This window comes from Tropicimonas sp. IMCC6043, from assembly GCF_004146235.1.
Taxonomy (GTDB): domain Bacteria; phylum Pseudomonadota; class Alphaproteobacteria; order Rhodobacterales; family Rhodobacteraceae; genus Tropicimonas.
Genome location: NZ_SELO01000018.1, coordinates 29,739 through 47,551 on the forward strand (window position 1 = coordinate 29,739; position 17,813 = coordinate 47,551).

At 67.1% G+C, this 17,813-nt stretch carries 14 protein-coding genes; 7 read left to right on the forward strand and 7 right to left on the reverse strand.

Annotation, left to right across the window (positions count from 1 at the left end; genetic code table 11):
- Positions 1 to 4 precede the first annotated feature (4 nt).
- Positions 5 to 1,012: an ACR3 family arsenite efflux transporter gene (gene arsB, locus EU800_RS15875; RefSeq protein WP_129634017.1), complete on the forward strand. Its 1,008-nt coding sequence runs from the start codon at positions 5 to 7 to the stop codon at positions 1,010 to 1,012.
- 115 nt (positions 1,013 to 1,127) lie between these two features.
- Here the strand turns inward: arsB and EU800_RS15880 are convergent, their stop codons facing one another.
- From EU800_RS15880 to EU800_RS15900, 5 genes are all read right to left on the reverse strand, one after another.
- Positions 1,128 to 1,487 carry a hypothetical protein gene (locus EU800_RS15880; RefSeq protein ID WP_129634018.1) on the reverse strand — a complete coding sequence of 120 codons (360 nt, stop codon included), beginning with the start codon at positions 1,485 to 1,487 and terminating at the stop codon, positions 1,128 to 1,130.
- Positions 1,488 to 1,570: 83 nt separating this feature from the next.
- A complete protein-coding gene (gene upp, locus EU800_RS15885) occupies positions 1,571 to 2,203 on the reverse strand; it encodes a uracil phosphoribosyltransferase (protein WP_129634019.1) in 633 nt (210 codons plus the stop codon).
- Positions 2,204 to 2,334: 131 nt separating this feature from the next.
- Positions 2,335 to 3,546, reverse strand: coding sequence for a phosphopentomutase (locus EU800_RS15890; protein WP_129634020.1), 1,212 nt, complete (start codon positions 3,544 to 3,546; stop codon positions 2,335 to 2,337).
- Entirely contained in the window at positions 3,543 to 4,853 is a 1,311-nt protein-coding gene (locus tag EU800_RS15895) for a thymidine phosphorylase (protein WP_129634021.1), read from the reverse strand. Before EU800_RS15895 ends, EU800_RS15890 begins: the two co-directional genes overlap by 4 nt.
- Before the next feature lie 4 nt (positions 4,854 to 4,857).
- Positions 4,858 to 5,262 (reverse strand): cytidine deaminase, encoded by a 405-nt coding sequence (locus tag EU800_RS15900; protein ID WP_165354691.1) that lies wholly within the window; start codon positions 5,260 to 5,262, stop codon positions 4,858 to 4,860.
- Between the two features lie 228 nt (positions 5,263 to 5,490).
- On the opposite strand from EU800_RS15900, the gene EU800_RS15905 reads away from it, so the two are divergent.
- Together EU800_RS15905 and EU800_RS15910 are read left to right on the forward strand one after the other, a co-directional pair.
- The gene (locus EU800_RS15905; RefSeq protein WP_129634023.1) at positions 5,491 to 7,380 is read left to right on the forward strand and encodes a propionyl-CoA synthetase; all 1,890 of its coding nucleotides are present in this window, start codon (positions 5,491 to 5,493) and stop codon (positions 7,378 to 7,380) included.
- Between the two features lie 212 nt (positions 7,381 to 7,592).
- Positions 7,593 to 8,165, forward strand: coding sequence for an N-acetyltransferase (locus EU800_RS15910; protein ID WP_129634024.1), 573 nt, complete (start codon positions 7,593 to 7,595; stop codon positions 8,163 to 8,165).
- Between the two features lie 22 nt (positions 8,166 to 8,187).
- Here the strand turns inward: EU800_RS15910 and EU800_RS15915 are convergent, their stop codons facing one another.
- A complete protein-coding gene (locus EU800_RS15915) occupies positions 8,188 to 8,949 on the reverse strand; it encodes an NAD kinase (protein WP_129634025.1) in 762 nt (253 codons plus the stop codon).
- 198 nt (positions 8,950 to 9,147) lie between these two features.
- Between EU800_RS15915 and glyA the strand changes: the two genes are divergently transcribed.
- On the forward strand, positions 9,148 to 10,434 hold the full coding sequence (gene glyA, locus EU800_RS15920; protein ID WP_129634026.1) for a serine hydroxymethyltransferase: 1,287 nt from the start codon (positions 9,148 to 9,150) through the stop codon (positions 10,432 to 10,434).
- A gap of 35 nt (positions 10,435 to 10,469) precedes the next feature.
- On the opposite strand, the gene EU800_RS15925 is transcribed toward glyA, so the two are convergent.
- Entirely contained in the window at positions 10,470 to 11,612 is a 1,143-nt protein-coding gene (locus tag EU800_RS15925) for an iron-containing alcohol dehydrogenase (RefSeq protein WP_371685641.1), read from the reverse strand.
- A gap of 259 nt (positions 11,613 to 11,871) precedes the next feature.
- Between EU800_RS15925 and EU800_RS15930 the strand changes: the two genes are divergently transcribed.
- The 3 genes from EU800_RS15930 (at position 11,872) to EU800_RS15940 (ending at position 17,772) form a co-directional block, all read left to right on the forward strand.
- The gene (locus tag EU800_RS15930; protein ID WP_129634028.1) at positions 11,872 to 13,326 is read left to right on the forward strand and encodes an aldehyde dehydrogenase family protein; all 1,455 of its coding nucleotides are present in this window, start codon (positions 11,872 to 11,874) and stop codon (positions 13,324 to 13,326) included.
- 266 nt (positions 13,327 to 13,592) lie between these two features.
- Positions 13,593 to 14,573, forward strand: a complete 981-nt coding sequence (locus EU800_RS15935) for an efflux RND transporter periplasmic adaptor subunit (protein WP_129634029.1) — start codon at positions 13,593 to 13,595, stop codon at positions 14,571 to 14,573.
- Complete coding sequence (locus EU800_RS15940; RefSeq protein ID WP_129634030.1) at positions 14,566 to 17,772, forward strand: efflux RND transporter permease subunit; 3,207 nt, start codon at positions 14,566 to 14,568, stop codon at positions 17,770 to 17,772. The genes EU800_RS15935 and EU800_RS15940 overlap by 8 nt, the downstream gene beginning before the upstream one ends.
- The last annotated feature ends 41 nt before the right edge of the window (positions 17,773 to 17,813 follow it).

Below are 17,813 nucleotides of genomic sequence, written 5' to 3' on the forward strand. Positions count from 1 at the left end.
CGCCATGAGCCGCTTCGAACGCTACTTGAGCCTCTGGGTCGCGCTCGCCATGGTCGCGGGCTTGATCCTTGGCAATGTCGCTCCCGGACTCGTGGAACTCATTGCGCGTTCCGAAATCGCATCCGTGAACCTCGTCGTCGCGGTGCTGATCTGGGCGATGGTCTACCCGATGATGGTTGGCGTGGATCTCGGTTCGATCCGAGACGTCGCAAGGGCCCCAAGGGGGCTCGTCATCACGCTTGTCGTCAACTGGCTCGTCAAGCCCTTCACAATGGCCGCGCTGGCCGTGCTGTTCTTCGAGACAGTTTTCGCGCCCTGGATCGCGCCCGCCGACGCGCAGCAATACATCGCCGGGCTGATCCTCCTCGGGGCGGCCCCCTGCACGGCGATGGTCTTCGTCTGGTCGAACCTGACGCGCGGCGACCCGAACTACACGCTGGTTCAGGTGACGGTGAACGACCTCATCATGGTCTTTGCCTTCGCGCCGATCGTCGCCTTCCTTCTGGGCGTCACGGATATCACCGTGCCCTGGGAGACGCTGCTCCTGTCGGTCGTGCTCTACATCGTGCTGCCGCTTGCCGCCGGTATGGCGACGCGGGCGAAACTCGGCGACACAATCTCCATCGACGCCTTCAAGGCCCGAATTTCGCCGGTCTCCGCCGTTGCGCTGGCGGTCACAGTAGCAATCCTGTTCGCCCTCCAGGCCGGGACCATCGTCGCGAAACCCGGCGTGATCCTGCTCATCGCCGTTCCGATTGTCCTGCAGAGCTATGCGATCTTCGCCCTGGCCTATGGCGCCGCATGGATCGCACGGGTTCCCCACCGGATCGCCGCGCCCTGCGCAATGATCGGCACGTCAAACTTCTTCGAACTGGCCGTGGCAGTCGCGATCTCGCTTTTCGGCCTCGGCTCGGGTGCGGCGCTGGCCACGGTCGTGGGCGTGCTGGTGGAAGTTCCGGTCATGCTCTCTCTGGTGGGCTTCGCAAACCGGACCTGTTCGAGGTTCCCCTGAAGGGACCGGGCACGGCGCCCGCCGGAAACACACCCTGAAACGGCGACGCCCCGCCCGGAGTGCGGGCGGGGCGTTTGCCTGGATGAGACCTGCTTCTTGTCTCTGTTCTTGCTTGTTATTCGCTTGTCCTGACCCTCAGGCCATACGTTCCGGCTTCGGGGTTGACCAGACGCGCCGATACGTCGTCGGTCCAGATCCGGTTCATCGACGCCCGTCCCGCCGCGCTGCGCTCGCCGCGGTTGGGATTATGACGTGCCTCGCCGAAGGCATATTCGTAATCGCGCGGTAAATCTCTCAACTCGTAATACGGCGTCGGCGCGGCCAGCGCGATCTCGGACGCGGCGAGCAGAACCGGTTTGCGCGCCATTGCTGCGGGCACGGCCCCGGGCATCCCCGTGCCCGTTTCGACCGCTGCCTGTCCTGCCGCTGCCGCCATCACCATGGCGAGCAGGGGTGCCGGAATGGCCCGCAACATCGTAGAAGTCCCTACTACATGTTGCGGGGAGGATGCAGGAACGGCCGAATCCTGTAAAGCGATTTTTCGTTAATCGCTGCAGGTCATTTCGTGCCGAACATCCGGTCGCCGGCATCGCCCAGGCCCGGAACGATGTAGCCATGGTCATTGAGATGGCTGTCGAGCGCCGCGGTGACAATGGGGACGTCGGGATGCGCCTCTTTCATTCGCGCCACGCCTTCGGGCGCAGCCAGCAGACAGAGGAAGCGGATATTGGTGGCACCGGCCTGTTTCAGGAGGTCGACCGCGGCGGCCGAGGAATTGCCGGTGGCGAGCATCGGGTCGACGACGATGACGAGGCGGTCGCCGAGATCCTCGGGGACCTTGAAGTAATATTGCACCGGATGCAGCGTCTCGGGGTCCCGGTAGAGGCCGACGAAACCAACCCGTGCGCCGGGGATCAGCTCGAGGATGCCGTCCAGCAATCCGTTGCCGGCGCGCAGGATCGAGATCAGCGCCATCTTCTTGCCGGCGAGCATCGGCGCCTGCATCTCGCAAAGCGGCGTGTCGATGGTCACCTGCTCGGTATCGAGCTCGCGCGTCACCTCGTAGGCAATGAGCTGGCTGATCTCGCGCAGGAGCTGGCGGAACTTGTGTGTCGAGGTGTTCTTGTTGCGCATGATGGTCAGCTTGTGCTGCACCAGCGGGTGATCAACGATCGTCAGGTGGTCAAACATCGGCTCTTTTCGCTCCGCTCGGACTTCGCTTCCGGCTCTTGAAATCGCAGATGCCGGGCGCGGCGGCAAGCGGCCGGGGCGCGGCAAAATCAGCGGGACGGTCCGGAATGCCTGCTTCTTCGATTGTCCTGCTAGAGAAAGCTCCGCCCCGGTCCACTCGAGGGCACGCCGAGATGCCGGGCGACGGAGGCCGCGACGTCGGTAAAGGCGATCTGTCCGAGGCTGCCCTGCCCGACGCCGTAGCAAAGCACCGGCACGCGCTCCCGAGTGTGGTCCGTGCCGCGCCAGGTCGGGTCGTTGCCGTGGTCGGCGGTGAAGACCATGAGGTCACCGGGCCGCAGCCGCGGCAGGATCCTGCCGATCTCCGCATCGAACCATTCCAGCGCCCGCGCGTAGCCCGAGACATCCCGGCGGTGGCCGTAAAGACTGTCGAACTCGACAAAATTGGCGAAGGTCAGGCTGCCCTTCGGCGCCTCGTCGACGAGATCGGAGAGATGCTCCATCAGCCGCGCATCCGGCCCGGTGCGAACCTCGTCGATGCCGCGCATCGAGAAGATGTCGCCGATCTTGCCCACCGCCTGCACCCGCCCGCCAGCAGCGTGGACCCAGTCGCAGAGCGTCGGCGCGGGCGGTGCGATGGCATAGTCGTGCCGGTTGGACGTGCGGGTGAACCCCTCCTCGGGAGAACCCACGAAGGGGCGCGATATCACCCGGCCGACCCGCATCGCGTGCAGCCGCGGCGCGAGCCGGCGACAGAGTTCCTGAAGCCGTTCCTCTCCGAAGCTCTCCTCGTGGGCGGCCACCTGGAAGACGCTGTCGGCAGAGGTGTAGCAGATCGGCCAGCCGGTCTCCATGTGCCGCGCACCGAGCCGGTCGAGGATCTCGGTGCCCGAGGCGTGGCAATTGCCGAGAATGTCCTCGACGCCGGCAATCTCGCGCACGGCCTCGACCACCGCTTCCGGGAAGGCCGGTTCCATTTTGGGAAAGAAATGCCACTCCCAGGGCACCGGAACGCCCGCCAGTTCCCAGTGGCCCGATGGCGTGTCCTTGCCCGGCGAGGCTTCGGTGGCCGCGCCGAACCGCCCGTAGGGCTGCATTCCCATGCCGGGGGCCGACACGCCGCCGCCGAGCCGCACCGCCTGGCCGAGCCCGAGCGCGTCGAGATTTGGCATCCTGAGCGGGCCGCTGCGCCCCTGCTCCGCAAAGCCCTCGTCGCAGGCCTTGGCAATGTGCAGCAGCGTGTTTGCGCCCTCGTCTGGCACGCCATCGTTGAAGAAACGGTCGGCATCCGGCGCGCCGCCGCAGCCCACCGAATCCAACACAACGAGAAAGGCACGAGTCATGAGGCGATCCTTTCATGAAGCAGCGGCGGTGCGGGCGCGCCCGTCTCGGTGATCTCGTAGGCGGCACGAAGGTCGCGCGCAGCGCGCTCCGCGGCATCCTCACTCGCGGCATGGACCTGTGCCAGCGGTCGCCGTGCCGAAACCCGCGTACCGATCGCCGCCAGCGCATCGAACCCGACCGAGTGGTCGAGCCGGTCGCCCTCGCGCAGCCGGCCGCCCCCCAGCGTGACCACGGCCATGCCGACTGCCTCGGTGTCGATCCGTGCGACGATGCCGGGGGCATCGGGGAACACGTCGCGCACCACCGGCGCCTCGGCGAGGTGCCGCCGCCAGCTCCCGACGAAATCCGCCGGCCCGCCGAGCGCGTGGATCATCCGCTCGAATGTCTCGGCCGCTTCGCCGGAGTCCAGCACCGTACCGATGCGCGCGGCACCGTCTTCGGGTCCGTCTGCGAGACCGCAAAGCGCCAGCAGCTCGCCGCCGAGCGCCAGCGTCAACTCTTTCAGCGGCCCTGACGGGACCTCTCCGGTCAGAAGCTTCATCGAGGCCGCGACTTCCAGCGCGTTGCCTGCCGTCTCGATCAGCGGCTGGCCCATCTCGGTGATGAGCGCATTCGTGCGACAGCCGGCGCCTTCGGCGGTCTCCACCAACGCCCGCGCAAGTGCCCGCGCATCCTCGGGGGTCTTCATGAAGGCGCCCGAGCCGCATTTCACGTCGAGCACCAGCGCCTCGAGCCCGGCTGCCAATTTCTTCGACAGGATGGAGGCCGTGATCAGGTCGATGCTCTCGACCGTGCCGGTCACGTCGCGGATCGCGTAGAGGCGCTTGTCCGAGGGCGCGATGTTGCCCGATGCGCCGACGATGGCGCAGCCGACCGTGCCCACGATCTCGCGCAGTTGCGCCTCAGAAACTTCAGCCGTGTAGCCCGGGATCGCCTCCAGCTTGTCGAGCGTGCCGCCGGTATGGCCGAGGCCGCGGCCCGAGATCATCGGCACATAGGCACCGCAGGCTGCCAGCGCGGGCGCAAGCGGCAGCGAGACGCAATCGCCCACCCCACCGGTTGAATGCTTGTCGACCACCGGGCCGGGCATGTCCCAGGCGAGCACCTTGCCGCTGTCGCGCATCGCCCGGGTCAGCGCAACGCGGCGCGCCTCGTCGAGCGGTGCGCGACAGATCCCCATGGCGAAGGCGCCGACCTGCGCGTCGGTGACCTCGCCCGCGCCAATCGCGGCGCCGAACCAGGCCATCTCGTCGACCGACGGCCGCGCCCCCACGCGAAGTCTGGCCAGGATCCGCTTGGCCTCCATCCGCTCAGGCCCTGTCCATGTGGTCTGCCGAAAACGCGCCGGGCAGCAACTCCGCGACCGTCATGACCAGCTCGGCACCATCGGTTGTCGCCATGGTCACCTTCACATCGCCGTCGACGGCAAATTCCCGGAGCTTCTGCCGGCAACCGCCGCAGGGCGGCACGGGCGCCGGGCTATCAGCGATCACCGCCACCTCGGCAATGGCGTATTCCCCCGCCGCGGCCATCGCGGCAATCGCGCCGGCCTCTGCGCAAGTTCCTTCGGGATAGGCCACGTTCTCCACGTTGCAGCCGGAATGGATCGCCCCCGAGGGCGTGCGCAGCGCCGCGCCGACCCGGAAGTTCGAATAGGGCACATAGGCGTTCTCTCGGACCGCGCGGGCGGCCTCCAGAAGGGTGGTGTCAGTCATGGCAAGCTCCGTTTCGACCACTCTGTGCCCGGTCGCGCGACGATGCAAGGGGAGGAAACCCGGCAGCGTCCACCGCATCGACTAAGGTCAAAATGCTGCACTGCGGCGACATGCCTCGGCGCCGCAGCATACGTTAGCGCCCAAAGAAGCCGCACCTTACCGGGCAACAGACTTGCGTAACCGCCCCCCTTTTGCGTAACTCCTGCGAAATTCGGAGGGAGAGACACGATGGGATATTCCGACGTCTATGACGCCTGGAAAGCGGACGCGAACGCGTTCTGGATGAAGGCGGCCGAGGAGATCGCCTGGTATCAACCGCCGTCGAAGGCGCTGTTCGACGACAAGGCCCCGATGTACGAGTGGTTCTCGGACGGGATGGTCAATGCCTGCTACAACGCCGTGGACCGCCACGTCGAGGCCGGCCGCGGCGACCAGCTCGCGATCATGCACGAAAGCCCGATCACCCATTCGACCAAGGGCATCACCTATTCCGAGCTGCGCGACCGCGTGGCCTCCCTTGCCGGCGCGCTGAAGATGCGCGGCGTCGAGAAGGGCGACCGGGTCATCATCTACATGCCGATGATTCCCGAGGCGCTGGAGGCGATGCTCGCGTGTGCGCGCATCGGCGCGATCCATTCGGTCGTCTTCGGCGGCTTTGCCGCGCATGAGCTCGCGGTCCGGATCGATGACGCCACGCCGAAGGCGATCATCGCCGCGTCCTGCGGCCTCGAGCCGGGCCGCGTGGTCCACTACAAACCGCTGCTTGACGACGCCATCGAGCAGGCCACGCACAAGCCCGAATTCTGCGTCGTGTTCCAGCGCGAGCAGGAAGTGGCCAAGCTCGTGGAGGGGCGCGACTTCTCTTGGCACGGCTTCCAATACGGCGTCAAGCCAGCCGAATGCGTGCCCGTCGAGGGCAATCACCCGGCCTATATCCTCTACACCTCCGGCACCACCGGCCAGCCCAAGGGCGTGGTGCGTTCGACCGCCGGCCACCTCGTCGCGCTGCAATGGACGATGAAGAACATCTACAAAGTCGGCCCCGGCGAGCGTTTCTGGGCCGCCTCGGATGTCGGCTGGGTCGTCGGGCATTCCTATATCGCCTACGGGCCGCTGATCGCCGGCGCGGAGACCATTGTCTTCGAGGGCAAGCCGATCGGCACGCCGCATGCCGGCGTGTTCTGGAAGATCATCCAGAACCACCGGGTAAAGAGCTTCTTCACTGCGCCAACCGCGCTGCGCGCGATCAAGCGCGAGGATCCGAAGGGCGAGTGGATCAAGCGTTACAAGCTGCACGACCTGCAGGCGCTGTTCCTCGCCGGCGAGCGAGCCGACCCGGACACGGTGAAATGGGCGCAGGAACATCTCCGCGTGCCGGTGATCGACCACTGGTGGCAGACCGAGACCGGCTGGGCCATCGCCGCCAACCCGATCGGGATCGAGGAGCTTCCAGTGAAGCTCGGCAGCCCGTCGGTGCCGATGCCCGGCTATGACGTGCATATCCTCGACGAGGGCGGGCACGAGGTCGCAGCGGGCGAGATGGGCGCCATCGCCATCAAGCTGCCCTTGCCGCCGGGCACGCTGCAGACGCTGTGGAATGCCGAGGAGCGCTACCGGAAGTCCTATCTCTCCCACTTCCCCGGCTATTACGAGACCGGCGACGCGGGCTACAAGGACGAGGACGGCTATCTCTACATCATGGCCCGGACCGACGACGTCATCAACGTCGCCGGCCACCGGCTCTCGACGGGTGCCATGGAAGAGGTTCTCGCCGCCCACCCGGATGTCGCCGAATGCGCGGTCATCGGCGTCGCCGACGAGCTCAAGGGCCAGTTGCCGCTTGGCTTCCTCTGCCTGAACGCCAACCACGGGCGCACGCCGGAAGACGTGATCAAGGAATGCGTCTTCATGGTGCGCGACCAGATCGGGCCTGTCGCGGCCTTCAAGCATGCCTGCGTCGTCGATCGCCTGCCGAAGACGCGGTCGGGCAAGATCCTGCGCGCGACGATGCAGAAGATCGCCGACAGCCAGGAGTTCAAGATGCCGGCGACGATCGACGACCCAGCGATCCTCGACGAGATCACCGAGGTGCTCAAAGGGGCCGGCTACGCCAAATAGGCCCGCCGGCCAAAGTACGGAAAATCGGGACGCGCGCCCCGCACGTTGCCGGGGCGCGCACGTCCATTCGAAGTCGCTCTACGCTGTGTTCGACGCGCCGGGAACGGATCCCAGGCGGCCGTGACCCGCGGCTGCGCGCCGAAAGCAGACATCGTGGCTCCGGAGTGATACCATCCGAGGACGCGCCCTTCGATTTTCGAACAGGACCGTCCATGACACGCATCGCACCCCGGTCCGAGGCCGATGGGGTCCTTAGTGCCCTGACCCTCGGTTTCGTTGCCGATCCTTTCATGCGCTGGCTCTACCCGGAACCGGACGCCTTCCTGAAGCATTTTCCCCGCGTCATGGACCTCTTTGGAGGACGGGCCTTCGACCACGGCGCCGCGCATCGAAACGACGACTGCTCCGCCGGCGCCCTGTGGCTGCCGCCCGGCGTCCACCCGGACGAGGAAAACCTCGTCGCATATTTCGAGCAGACCGTCGCGCCGGACAAGCACGACGCGCTCTTTGCGACCTTCGAACAGATGGACGGATTTCACCCTGAAACCCCGTGCTGGCATTTGGCCTTCATTGCTGTCGACCCGGCGCTTCAGGGCAAGGGGATCGGCTCAGTCCTGATGGAGGCGGCGCTCAGGCAATGCGACGCCGACGGACGGCCAGCCTATCTGGAATCGACGAACCCGGCGAACCTGTCGCTCTACCGCCGCTTCGGATTCGAACAGGTCGGAGTGATCGAGACCGGACGGGCCCCGCCCCTGTTCCCGATGTTCCGCCCGGCCGGCTGAGCCTGCGCCTAAAGCGACCGCGTCAGACGAACTGCTCCCGGATCAGCCGTTCCTCGAGCCCGTGGCCCGGGTCGAAGAGGATCCGGTGACGCAGCCGCGGCTCCGAACGGATGATGACGGTCACCGCATTGCGAACCGACGAGCGGCTGTCCGCCTCGGCCATGACCGGGCGCTTGTCCGGCTGCAGGACGTCGAACCGGACCTCCGCCGTCGACGGCAGCAGCGCACCGCGCCAGCGCCGCGGCCGGAAGGCCGACATCGCGGTCAACGCCAGAACCTCCGAGCCCACCGGCACGATCGGGCCGTGGGCGGAATAGTTGTAGGCAGTCGACCCGGCGGGCGTGGAAACCAGCGCGCCGTCCGCCACCAGTTCCTCCATGCGCACCCTCCCGTCGACCGAGATCCGGAGCTTGGCGACCTGCGGCCCGGCGCGAAGCAGCGAGACCTCGTTGATCGCCAATGCATCGTGCTTCGCGCCATCGGCGGTGATCGCCCGCATCGCCAGCGGCGTGATCACCTCTTCCTCCGCGGCCTCCAGCCGTTCGATCAGCCCCTCCGCCGCGTAAGCGTTCATCAGGAACCCCACGGTGCCGCGATTCATCCCGTAGACCGGCGTGTCGAGATGCTGCGTGTCGTGCAGCGTGTGCAGCATGAAGCCGTCGCCGCCGAGCGCGACGATGAAATCCGCCTCCACGGCATCGCACCGCCCGTAGCGCCGCTCGAGCTCCACCAGCGCACCCTGCGCAACATGGGCGCGACTCGCCGTGAATGAAATCTTCGCCATGCCCAAGGGGCCTCCCGCCGCGCCCGTCGTTTCGCAAACGTCATCCCCCGGCGCTATCGGAAACGCAACCCTCTCCTGGCGGCGCGCGGCCCGTCGATGCCGCATCTTCCCGGGTTTTGTCTTGCCGCGCCATGAGCTACATCCCGGCTGAACGACACAAGCGGACCGCGCGCGGCCGCCCCGAGAAGGAATGCGACCATGACCCAGGATACCGGCTTCTTCACCGAGGATCTCGCAACCCGAGACAACGAGATCGCCGAGGCGATCGGCCTCGAGCTCGGCCGCCAGCGAGACGAGATCGAACTCATCGCGTCGGAGAACATCGTCAGCCGCGCGGTGCTGGAGGCCCAAGGCTCGGTGATGACCAACAAATATGCCGAAGGCTACCCGGGCAAGCGCTACTATGGCGGCTGCCAGTATGTCGATATCGCCGAGACCCTCGCCATCGAGCGGGCCAAGGAGCTGTTCGGCTGCGGCTTCGCCAACGTGCAGCCCAATTCGGGCAGCCAGATGAACCAGGCGGTGTTCCTCGCCCTGCTGCAACCTGGCGACACTTTCATGGGGCTGGACCTTAACTCGGGTGGCCACCTGACCCACGGCTCGCCGGTCAACATGTCCGGCAAATGGTTCAACGTCGTCTCCTACGGCGTGCGCCAGCAGGATCACCTGCTCGACATGGAGGACATCCGCGCCAAGGCCCTCGAGCACAAGCCGAAGCTGATCGTCGCCGGCGGCACCGCCTATAGCCGGGTCTGGGACTGGGCCGCCTTCCGCGCGATTGCCGACGAGGTGGGCGCCTACCTGATGGTCGACATGGCGCATATCGCCGGTCTGGTCGCCGGTGGCGCGCATCCGTCGCCGCTGCCGCATGCCCATGTGGTGACGACCACGACGCACAAGTCGCTGCGCGGCCCGCGGGGCGGCATGATCCTGACCAATGACGCCGACGTCGCCAAGAAGGTGAACTCGGCCGTCTTCCCCGGCCTTCAGGGCGGCCCGCTGATGCATGTCATCGCCGCCAAGGCCGTGGCCTTCGGTGAGGCCCTCCGGCCGGAATTCAAGGACTACGCTGCGGCGGTCGTCGCCAATGCCCGCGCGATGGCGGACGAGTTGATGAAGGGCGGCATTGACATCGTCTCCGGCGGCACCGACAACCACCTGATGCTCGCCGACCTTCGCCCCAAAGGCGTGACCGGCAAGGCCGCCGAGAAAGCGCTCGGGCGAGCACATATCACCTGCAACAAGAACGGCGTGCCGTTCGACCCCGAGAAGCCCTTCGTGACCTCCGGCATCCGCCTCGGCACGCCGGCCGGCACCACCCGCGGCTTCGGCGAGGACGAGTTCCGCGCCATCGCCCGGATGATCACCGAAGTGGTCGACGGGCTTGCAGCGAATGGTGAGGAGGGCAACGGCGAGGTCGAGGAGAAGGTCAAGGCAGAGGCAACGGCGCTCTGCGCCCGCTTCCCGCTCTACCCCGACCTCTGAACGCGCGGAGGGCGGGGCACCGCGCCGAGATCCACCTAGCGCGCCGCCTCAATGACCGCCGCGAGCTCCGCCTCCGAAAGCGCCACCGGGTTGGCCTTCATCGAAGACGAGCTTGCGGCAGCTTTCGAGGCCGCGGCCCGGTCCGCTGCCGAAACGCCCTGTGCGTCGAGCCCGGCCAACCCGGCGGCCCGCGACCATGCCGCGAGCCGTTCGAAGGCTGACTCTGGCGCACCGCCGAGGGCCTCGGAGATCCAGCCCCGGATCTCCGCGATCCGTGCCAGGCTCGCTGGCTCCGTCATCCCCGCCGCGTTCGCTGCCAGCCCGTGGGGCAGCAGCACGCCGCAGAGAGCGCCATGCGCCGCGCCAGACATCCCGCCAAGCGGCCCGGCCAACCCATGGATCGCTCCGAGCCCGGCATTTGACAGCGCCAGCCCACCGCAGAGCGAGACCCAGGCCATCGTGTCCCGCCCCGCCGAGTCCTCCCGTTCCATCAGCCGGCTCAGCGCGCCGAGACCCGCCGGGATGGCGGCGCGGCAAAGCGCATCGGTCAAGGGATTGGCGCGCGTGCAGAGATAGGGCTCGATCACCTGGGTGATCGCATCGAGCCCCGCGGCAAGGGTCACCGCACGCGGGCAGCCATCGGTCAGGCCCGGATCGATCACGGCGAGCGCGGGCAGCATCGCCCGGTCGCGCAGCGACACCTTGCGCCGTGCCTCCGGCACCGAGATCACCGCGTTGCGCGTGACCTCGGTGCCGGTGCCGGCCGTTGTCGGCAGGGCGGCGAACGGAAGGGCCGGGACCTCCAGCGGCAGGCCCCGGCCCACCACCTCTAGATGGTCGAGCATCGGGCGCGTCGCCGGCGCCAGCGCCGCGATCGCCTTGCCCGTGTCGATCGCGGCGCCGCCGCCGATGGCCACGACGGCCTCCGTGCCGCCCTCCCGCGCCTGCTCCACGCCGGTCTCGATCAGCGCCACGTCGGGCTCGCCGGACGCCGAAAACGGCAGAACCGACCGCCCCGCCGCCTCCAGTCCCACGCGGAGCCATTCCGACCGCGACGCGTCGGCACCGGTGACGAGCAGGATTCGCTGCCCCATCCCGGCGAGATCGCCGATCGCGCGACGAGCCGCACCACGCCCAAAGCGGATCTCTGTCGCCGTTGCGAAAACAAATTCCGGAATCATGACACACTCCCTGTCGTGCTGGCCTTGTCGCGCGGAAGCCCGCCGGCCGCGTCGCTCGGGTTGGGCTGTCGCGAGACCGGGGGTATCGCCTTGGGCCGCCAATGGACAGCGATTCGCTCGGGCGGCGTGAGGCGGCTTCATAAACAATGCCGAAAATACCTCCTTTCCGCGGCCTGCCAGCGGGTGATTGCTGTTCCCGCGGCGGGCAAAGCCCTCTATGACGCGGCGGACAAGAAACGACATTGGGGAGGCAGAGATGACCGGGATCCAGGAGTACTGGCAGAACTATATCGATGGCGAATGGGTTGATGGCGGCGCGGGCCGCATCGACGTCATCGACCCGGCCACCGGGCAGCTGCTCGCCGTCCACGCGTTGGCAGATGCGCGGGACGTGGATTTCGCGGTGCAGGCGGCCCGGCAGGTGCATCTCGCGGGCGAGTTGGCCGGCCTCAGGCCCGTCGACCGTGGCCGGATGGTCCAGGCAATGGGCCGCTTCCTCATCGACAATCTGGACGAGATCGCCCCGGTCCTGACGCGCGAACAGGGCAAGACGCTCTGGGAGGCACGGGTCGAGATCCACGGCGCGGCGCGCTATTTCGAGTATTACGGCAACCAGGCGGAGACGCTCGAAGGCCGCTCGATCCCGCTCGGCGCGCGCTATTTCGACTTCACCGTGTTGGAACCCTATGGCGTTTCTGGGCAGATCATCCCCTGGAACTACCCGCTGGAAATGACCGCCCGGTCGCTCGCGCCGGCGCTGGCCACGGGCAATGCCTGCGTCATCAAGTCTCCGGAACTGGCGCCGCTCAGCCTGAGATGGATCGCGCTGGCCGCCGAGGCGGCGGGCCTGCCCTCGGGCGCGGTCAACATTCTCTGTGGCTACGGGCGCGAGGCGGGTGCGGCTCTGACGCATCACCCGCGTGTGAACCAGCTCGTCTTCACCGGCTCGGTGCCGACCGGCATCGCCGTGGCCAAGGCCGCCGCGCTCAATGTCGTGCCCTGCGTGCTGGAACTCGGCGGCAAGTCGGCGGCGATCGTTCACGAGGATGCCGATCTCGACGCCTTCGTCGAGGATGTCCGCTGGGGGATCTATCTCAATGCCGGGCAGACCTGTTCGGCGATGTCCCGCGTCATCGTGCACGAAAGCCGGCATGACGAACTGGTCGACCGGATCGCCGACATGGCCGAGGGGCTCTCGGTCGGCCCCGGCATCGACCGGCCCGCTTTCGGCGCCTCGATGGGCGCGATGATCAGCGAGCTTCAGAGGGACCGCGCCGAGTCCATGGTCACCGAAGCGATCAGTGCTGGCGCCAATCTTGCCACCGGCGGGCGGCGGCCGAAGAACCATGTCGGCGCTTTCCTCGAACCCACCGTTCTGACCGACGTGACCCAGGACATGGCCATCGCCAACGATGAGGTCTTCGGGCCGGTCCTCTCGGTGCTCCGGTTCCGCGAGGAGGACGACGCGATCGAGATGGCGAACGCGACGCCCTACGGGCTGGTCGGCGGCGTCTTCACCCGCGATCTCGACCGGGCCACGGCGGCCGCCCGGCGGCTGCGCGCAGGCCAGGTCTTCGTCAACGAATGGTATGCGGGCGGTGTCGAAACGCCGTTCGGCGGCTACGGCAAGTCCGGCTACGGGCGGGAAAAGGGGCGCGAGGCGCTCTGGAACTACGTTCAGACCAAGAACGTGGCAATCCGGCTGGGCTGAAGCGGCCCGATCCGGCGGCGACTCCTCCATAGCTGCGTCCCGACCTCGGCGAAATGCCGGACGCCGCGCGACAGACCGTCGCCGGGGTGGGCGGATTCGCCTCTGCCGGATCAGCCATGAATCTCTTGACGCCTTGAAAACAAAGGCATTCACTTCTCTTGCGCGTGACCGAAATACCAGGGCCGGAACCGGTCGAAATGCACGCCTTGATAAACATTCAAGAAATAGCATATAACGCCGGCTGCCCCGAAAAGAGGAATCTCAAGATGATCGCTAGGCTGCTCATCCTGCTCGCATTGCTGGCCCTGCCCGGTCTCGCCCTGGCCCAGGACGCGCCGGTGGCGCGCAACATGGACGTCACCGCGTGGAAGGCCGTCTTCGGCCGCATCGAGGCGCGCGACCGCGTACCCGCGCGCTCCCGGCTCGGCGGAACGCTCGTGGAGATTGCGGTCTCCGAGGGCTCCCGCGTTACACCCGGCGAGGTGATCGCCCGAGTGGTGGACGAGAAACTGAACCTCCAGCTCGGCGCCATCGACGCGCAGCTCAGCTCGCTGACGGCGCAGCTCGAGAATGCCGAGGCCGAGCTCGCCCGCGGCGAGAACCTGCTGCAGCGCGGCGTGACCACGGCGCAGCGACTCGACGCTCTGCGCACCCAGGTCGATGTCATCCGGGGTCAGATCGGCGCGCAGGAAGCCCAGCGGGCGGTGCTCGAGCAGCAGGAGGCCGAGGGCGCCGTTCTGGCGCCGATCGAAGGCACGGTGCTTTCGGTGCCGGTGACGCAAGGCTCGGTCGTGCTGCCCGGCGAGACCATCGCCGAGATCGGTGGCGGCGGTTTCTACCTTCGGCTCGCCGTGCCGGAGCGCCATGCCACTAAGCTCGAGGAAGGCGCACAAATCCTCATCGAGGGACCCGGCGGCGAGATGCAGGGCCAACTCGCCAAGATCTATCCGCTGATCGAGAACGGCCGCGTTCTGGCCGATGTCGATGTCGAGGGCCTGTCCACCGACTTCGTCGACGCCCGCGTGCTGGTGCGCCTGCCGGTGGCGTCGGAGCCGGCTGTGGTCGTACCGGCGACCGCGGTCGAGACCCGCATGGGTCTCGATTTCGTCACCATCGCCGGTCCGGACGGCACGCCGATCGCCCGGAGCGTCGTGCCGGGCGAGCCTTTCGAGCAGGAAGGCGAGACCCTCGTGCGGATCCTCTCCGGCCTCGAGGGCGGCGAGACGCTGGTGACCGACCATGACTGACCCCGTCTCGAAGGAATCGCTCGGCATTGCCGGCGGCCTGACCCGTGCCTTCATCAACTCGGCGCTCACCCCGCTGATGATCCTCGCCGCGCTCGCCATGGGCCTCGTGGCGCTTATCTCGCTGCCGCGCGAGGAAGAGCCTCAGATCTCCGTCCCGCTCGTCGACATCCACATCCAGGCGCCGGGCCTGCGGGCGCAGGACGCCGTCAAGCTCGTCACCGAGCCGATGGAGACCATCGTCAAGGGCATCAACGAAGTCGAGCATGTCTATTCCCAGACCTCGGACGACTATTCGATGGTCACCGCCCGTTTCCTCGTGGGCACCTCGGCCGACACCGCAATCCTGCGAGTCCACGACAAGGTCCGCGCCAATCTCGACCGAATTCCCGTCGGCATCGATGCGCCGCTGATCGTCGGCCGCGGCATCGACGACGTTGCGATCGTCTCGCTGACCCTCTCGCCGAAGGATCCCGCGAGCGGCTTGAGTGCCAACGACCTCACCCGGCTCGCGCGCGAGCTTCAAGTGGAGATGGCCAAGATCGAGGATGTGGGGCTCACCTATCTCGTCGGCGAGGCCTCCGAGGCAATCCGCATCGCGCCCGACCCCGAGCGACTGGCGCTCTACGGCGTGACCCTGCAGCAGCTCGCCGCCAAGGTCGAGGGCGCGAACAATGCCTTTTCCACCGGCCTCGTGCGCGACGAGGGCGAGCAGATTGCGCTGGTCGCCGGCGAGACGCTCAAGGCACCGGTCGAGGTCGCCAACCTGCTGCTCACCACCCGCGACAACCGGCCTGTCTATGTCCGCGACGTCGCGAATGTGAGCTTCGTGCCCGACACGTCGGACCGGATCGTCTCGAACGTCATCCGCACCGAGGACGGCGAGATCATCCGCACCCCCGCGGTCACACTCGCGCTGGCCAAGCGCGCGGGCGCCAATGCCGTGGTCGTGGCCGAGCAGATCCTGCACCGGGTCCACCTGCTCGAGGAAGAGTTGATCCCCGACACCGTTCAAGTGGACGTCACCCGCGACTATGGCGAGACCGCCAACGAAAAGGCGAACGAACTCCTGTTTCACCTTGGCCTCGCGACGGTCTCCATCGTCGCGCTGGTGCTCTTCGCCATCGGCTGGCGCGAATCCATCGTCGTCGCGGTGGTGATCCCGGTCACCATCCTGCTGACGCTGTTCGCCGCCTGGATCATGGGCTACACGCTCAATCGTGTCTCGCTCTTCGCGTTGATCTTCTCGATCGGTATCCTCGTCGACGACGCCATCGTGGTGATCGAGAACATTGCCCGCCACTGGGCGCTGCCCTACAAGGGAACCCGGGTCGAGAAGGCGATCCGCGCGGTAGCCGAGGTCGGCAACCCGACCATCGTCGCCACGCTCACGGTCGTCGCCGCGCTCCTGCCGATGCTCTTCGTATCGGGCCTCATGGGGCCCTACATGTCGCCGATTCCGGCGAATGCCTCCGCGGCGATGATCTTCTCCTTCTTCGTCGCGGTCATCATCACCCCCTGGCTGATGGTGAAGATCGCCGGCCGGGCGCCAGCGCATGACCCCAATGACGAGGCGCATCACGGCGGCACGCTGGGACGGATCTATTCGGCTGTCGCCCGGCCGCTGCTCCGGACGAAGTTCGGAAGCCTCGTCTTCCTGCTCGCCGCCGCCGTGCTCTCCTTCGGCTCGCTCGGCGCGCTCTACACGCGCGACGTGACGGTGAAGCTGCTGCCCTTCGACAACAAGTCGGAGCTTTCAGTGGTCATCGACCTGCCGGAGGGCGCGAGTGTGGAGGACACCGATGCGGTTGCACAGGCGGTCGCACGGGAGGTGCTCCAGCTCGAGGAAGTCGTTTCGGTCCAGACCCATGCCAACGACGCCTCGCCCTTCAACTTCAACGGCCTCGTGCGGCACTACTACCTGCGGGCGCAGCCGCAGATGGGCGACGTGCAGATCAACCTGACGCCCAAGGGCGAGCGCGAACGCTCCAGCCACGAGATCGCGCTGGAAATCCGGGAGCGGATCGCCGGAATCGACGTGCCCGAAGGCACCAACCTCAAGACGGTCGAGCCGCCCCCGGGGCCGCCGGTCATCGCGACGCTGCTCGCCGAGGTCTACGGGCCCGATGCTGAAACCCGCCGGGAGGCGGCCGAGAAGATCCGCGAAGCCTTCGCCTCGGTTCCCTACGTGGTCGATGTCGACGACAGCTTCGGCGTCCAGCCGCGGCGGCTGCGCGCGACAATCTCGACCGACGAGCTGGAATTCTTCGGCGTCGACGAGCAGGACGTGTTCACAACGCTAAGCATCCTCAACGCCGGCCAGACCGTCGGTTATTCGCATCGCGGCGAGGGCCGCTACCCGATCCCGATCACGGTCGAGCGCGGCAAGGAGGACCGCGTGGTGGACGAGCGCTTCCTGTCGACGCCGATCCCGGCCAACGTGCTGCCCGGCGCGCGGGGCGTGGTGGAGCTTGGCGACGTGGTACGGATCACCGAGGAACACGCCTCCTACCCGGTCTTCCGCCATAACGGCCGCGCTGCCGAGATGGTCACCGCCGAACTCGCGGGCGATTTCGAGGCGCCGCTCTACGGCATGTTGGCCGTCGCCGACAAGATCGAGGAGATAGACTGGCCCGAGGGCCTCAAGCCCGAGATCCGGCTCAACGGCCAACCCGAGGACGAGAGCACCGTCACGCTGCTCTGGGACGGCGAATGGGAGGTGACCTTCGTCACGTTCCGCGACATGGGTGCGGCCTTCGCCGTGGCGCTGCTCGGCATCTACATCCTTGTCGTCGCGCAGTTCGGCTCGTTCAAGCTGCCGCTCGTCATCCTGACGCCGGTTCCGCTCACCTTCCTTGGCATCATCTTCGGCCACTGGCTGTTCAACGCGCCGTTCTCGGCGCCCTCGATGATCGGCTTCATCGCGCTTGCCGGCATCATCGTGCGGAACTCGATCCTGCTGGTCGATTTTATCCGCAATGCGGATCCGACCCAGGACAAGGTCGAGACGCTGATCGAGGCCGGAGCGATCCGGTTCAAGCCGATCCTGCTGACCGCCGTGGCAGCGATGATCGGCGCGGTGGTCATCCTGACCGACCCGATCTTCCAGGGGCTCGCGCTCTCGCTGCTCTTCGGCCTGCTGAGCTCGACCCTGCTGACAGTTCTGGTGATTCCGGCGATCTACCGGGTATTCCGGACCTGATTCGACGCGGGCGGCCCGGCCGGGCCGCCCGCGTCAAAAAA

Coding starts and splice junctions, on each gene's coding strand:
- arsB (WP_129634017.1), top strand. CDS start 5: ATGAGCCGCTTCGAACGCTACTTGAGCCTCTGGGTCGCGCTCGCCATG.
- EU800_RS15880 (WP_129634018.1), bottom strand. CDS start 1,487: ATGTTGCGGGCCATTCCGGCACCCCTGCTCGCCATGGTGATGGCGGCA.
- upp (WP_129634019.1), bottom strand. CDS start 2,203: ATGTTTGACCACCTGACGATCGTTGATCACCCGCTGGTGCAGCACAAG.
- EU800_RS15890 (WP_129634020.1), bottom strand. CDS start 3,546: ATGACTCGTGCCTTTCTCGTTGTGTTGGATTCGGTGGGCTGCGGCGGC.
- EU800_RS15895 (WP_129634021.1), bottom strand. CDS start 4,853: ATGGAGGCCAAGCGGATCCTGGCCAGACTTCGCGTGGGGGCGCGGCCG.
- EU800_RS15900 (WP_165354691.1), bottom strand. CDS start 5,262: ATGACTGACACCACCCTTCTGGAGGCCGCCCGCGCGGTCCGAGAGAAC.
- EU800_RS15905 (WP_129634023.1), top strand. CDS start 5,491: ATGGGATATTCCGACGTCTATGACGCCTGGAAAGCGGACGCGAACGCG.
- EU800_RS15910 (WP_129634024.1), top strand. CDS start 7,593: ATGACACGCATCGCACCCCGGTCCGAGGCCGATGGGGTCCTTAGTGCC.
- EU800_RS15915 (WP_129634025.1), bottom strand. CDS start 8,949: ATGGCGAAGATTTCATTCACGGCGAGTCGCGCCCATGTTGCGCAGGGT.
- glyA (WP_129634026.1), top strand. CDS start 9,148: ATGACCCAGGATACCGGCTTCTTCACCGAGGATCTCGCAACCCGAGAC.
- EU800_RS15930 (WP_129634028.1), top strand. CDS start 11,872: ATGACCGGGATCCAGGAGTACTGGCAGAACTATATCGATGGCGAATGG.
- EU800_RS15935 (WP_129634029.1), top strand. CDS start 13,593: ATGATCGCTAGGCTGCTCATCCTGCTCGCATTGCTGGCCCTGCCCGGT.
- EU800_RS15940 (WP_129634030.1), top strand. CDS start 14,566: ATGACTGACCCCGTCTCGAAGGAATCGCTCGGCATTGCCGGCGGCCTG.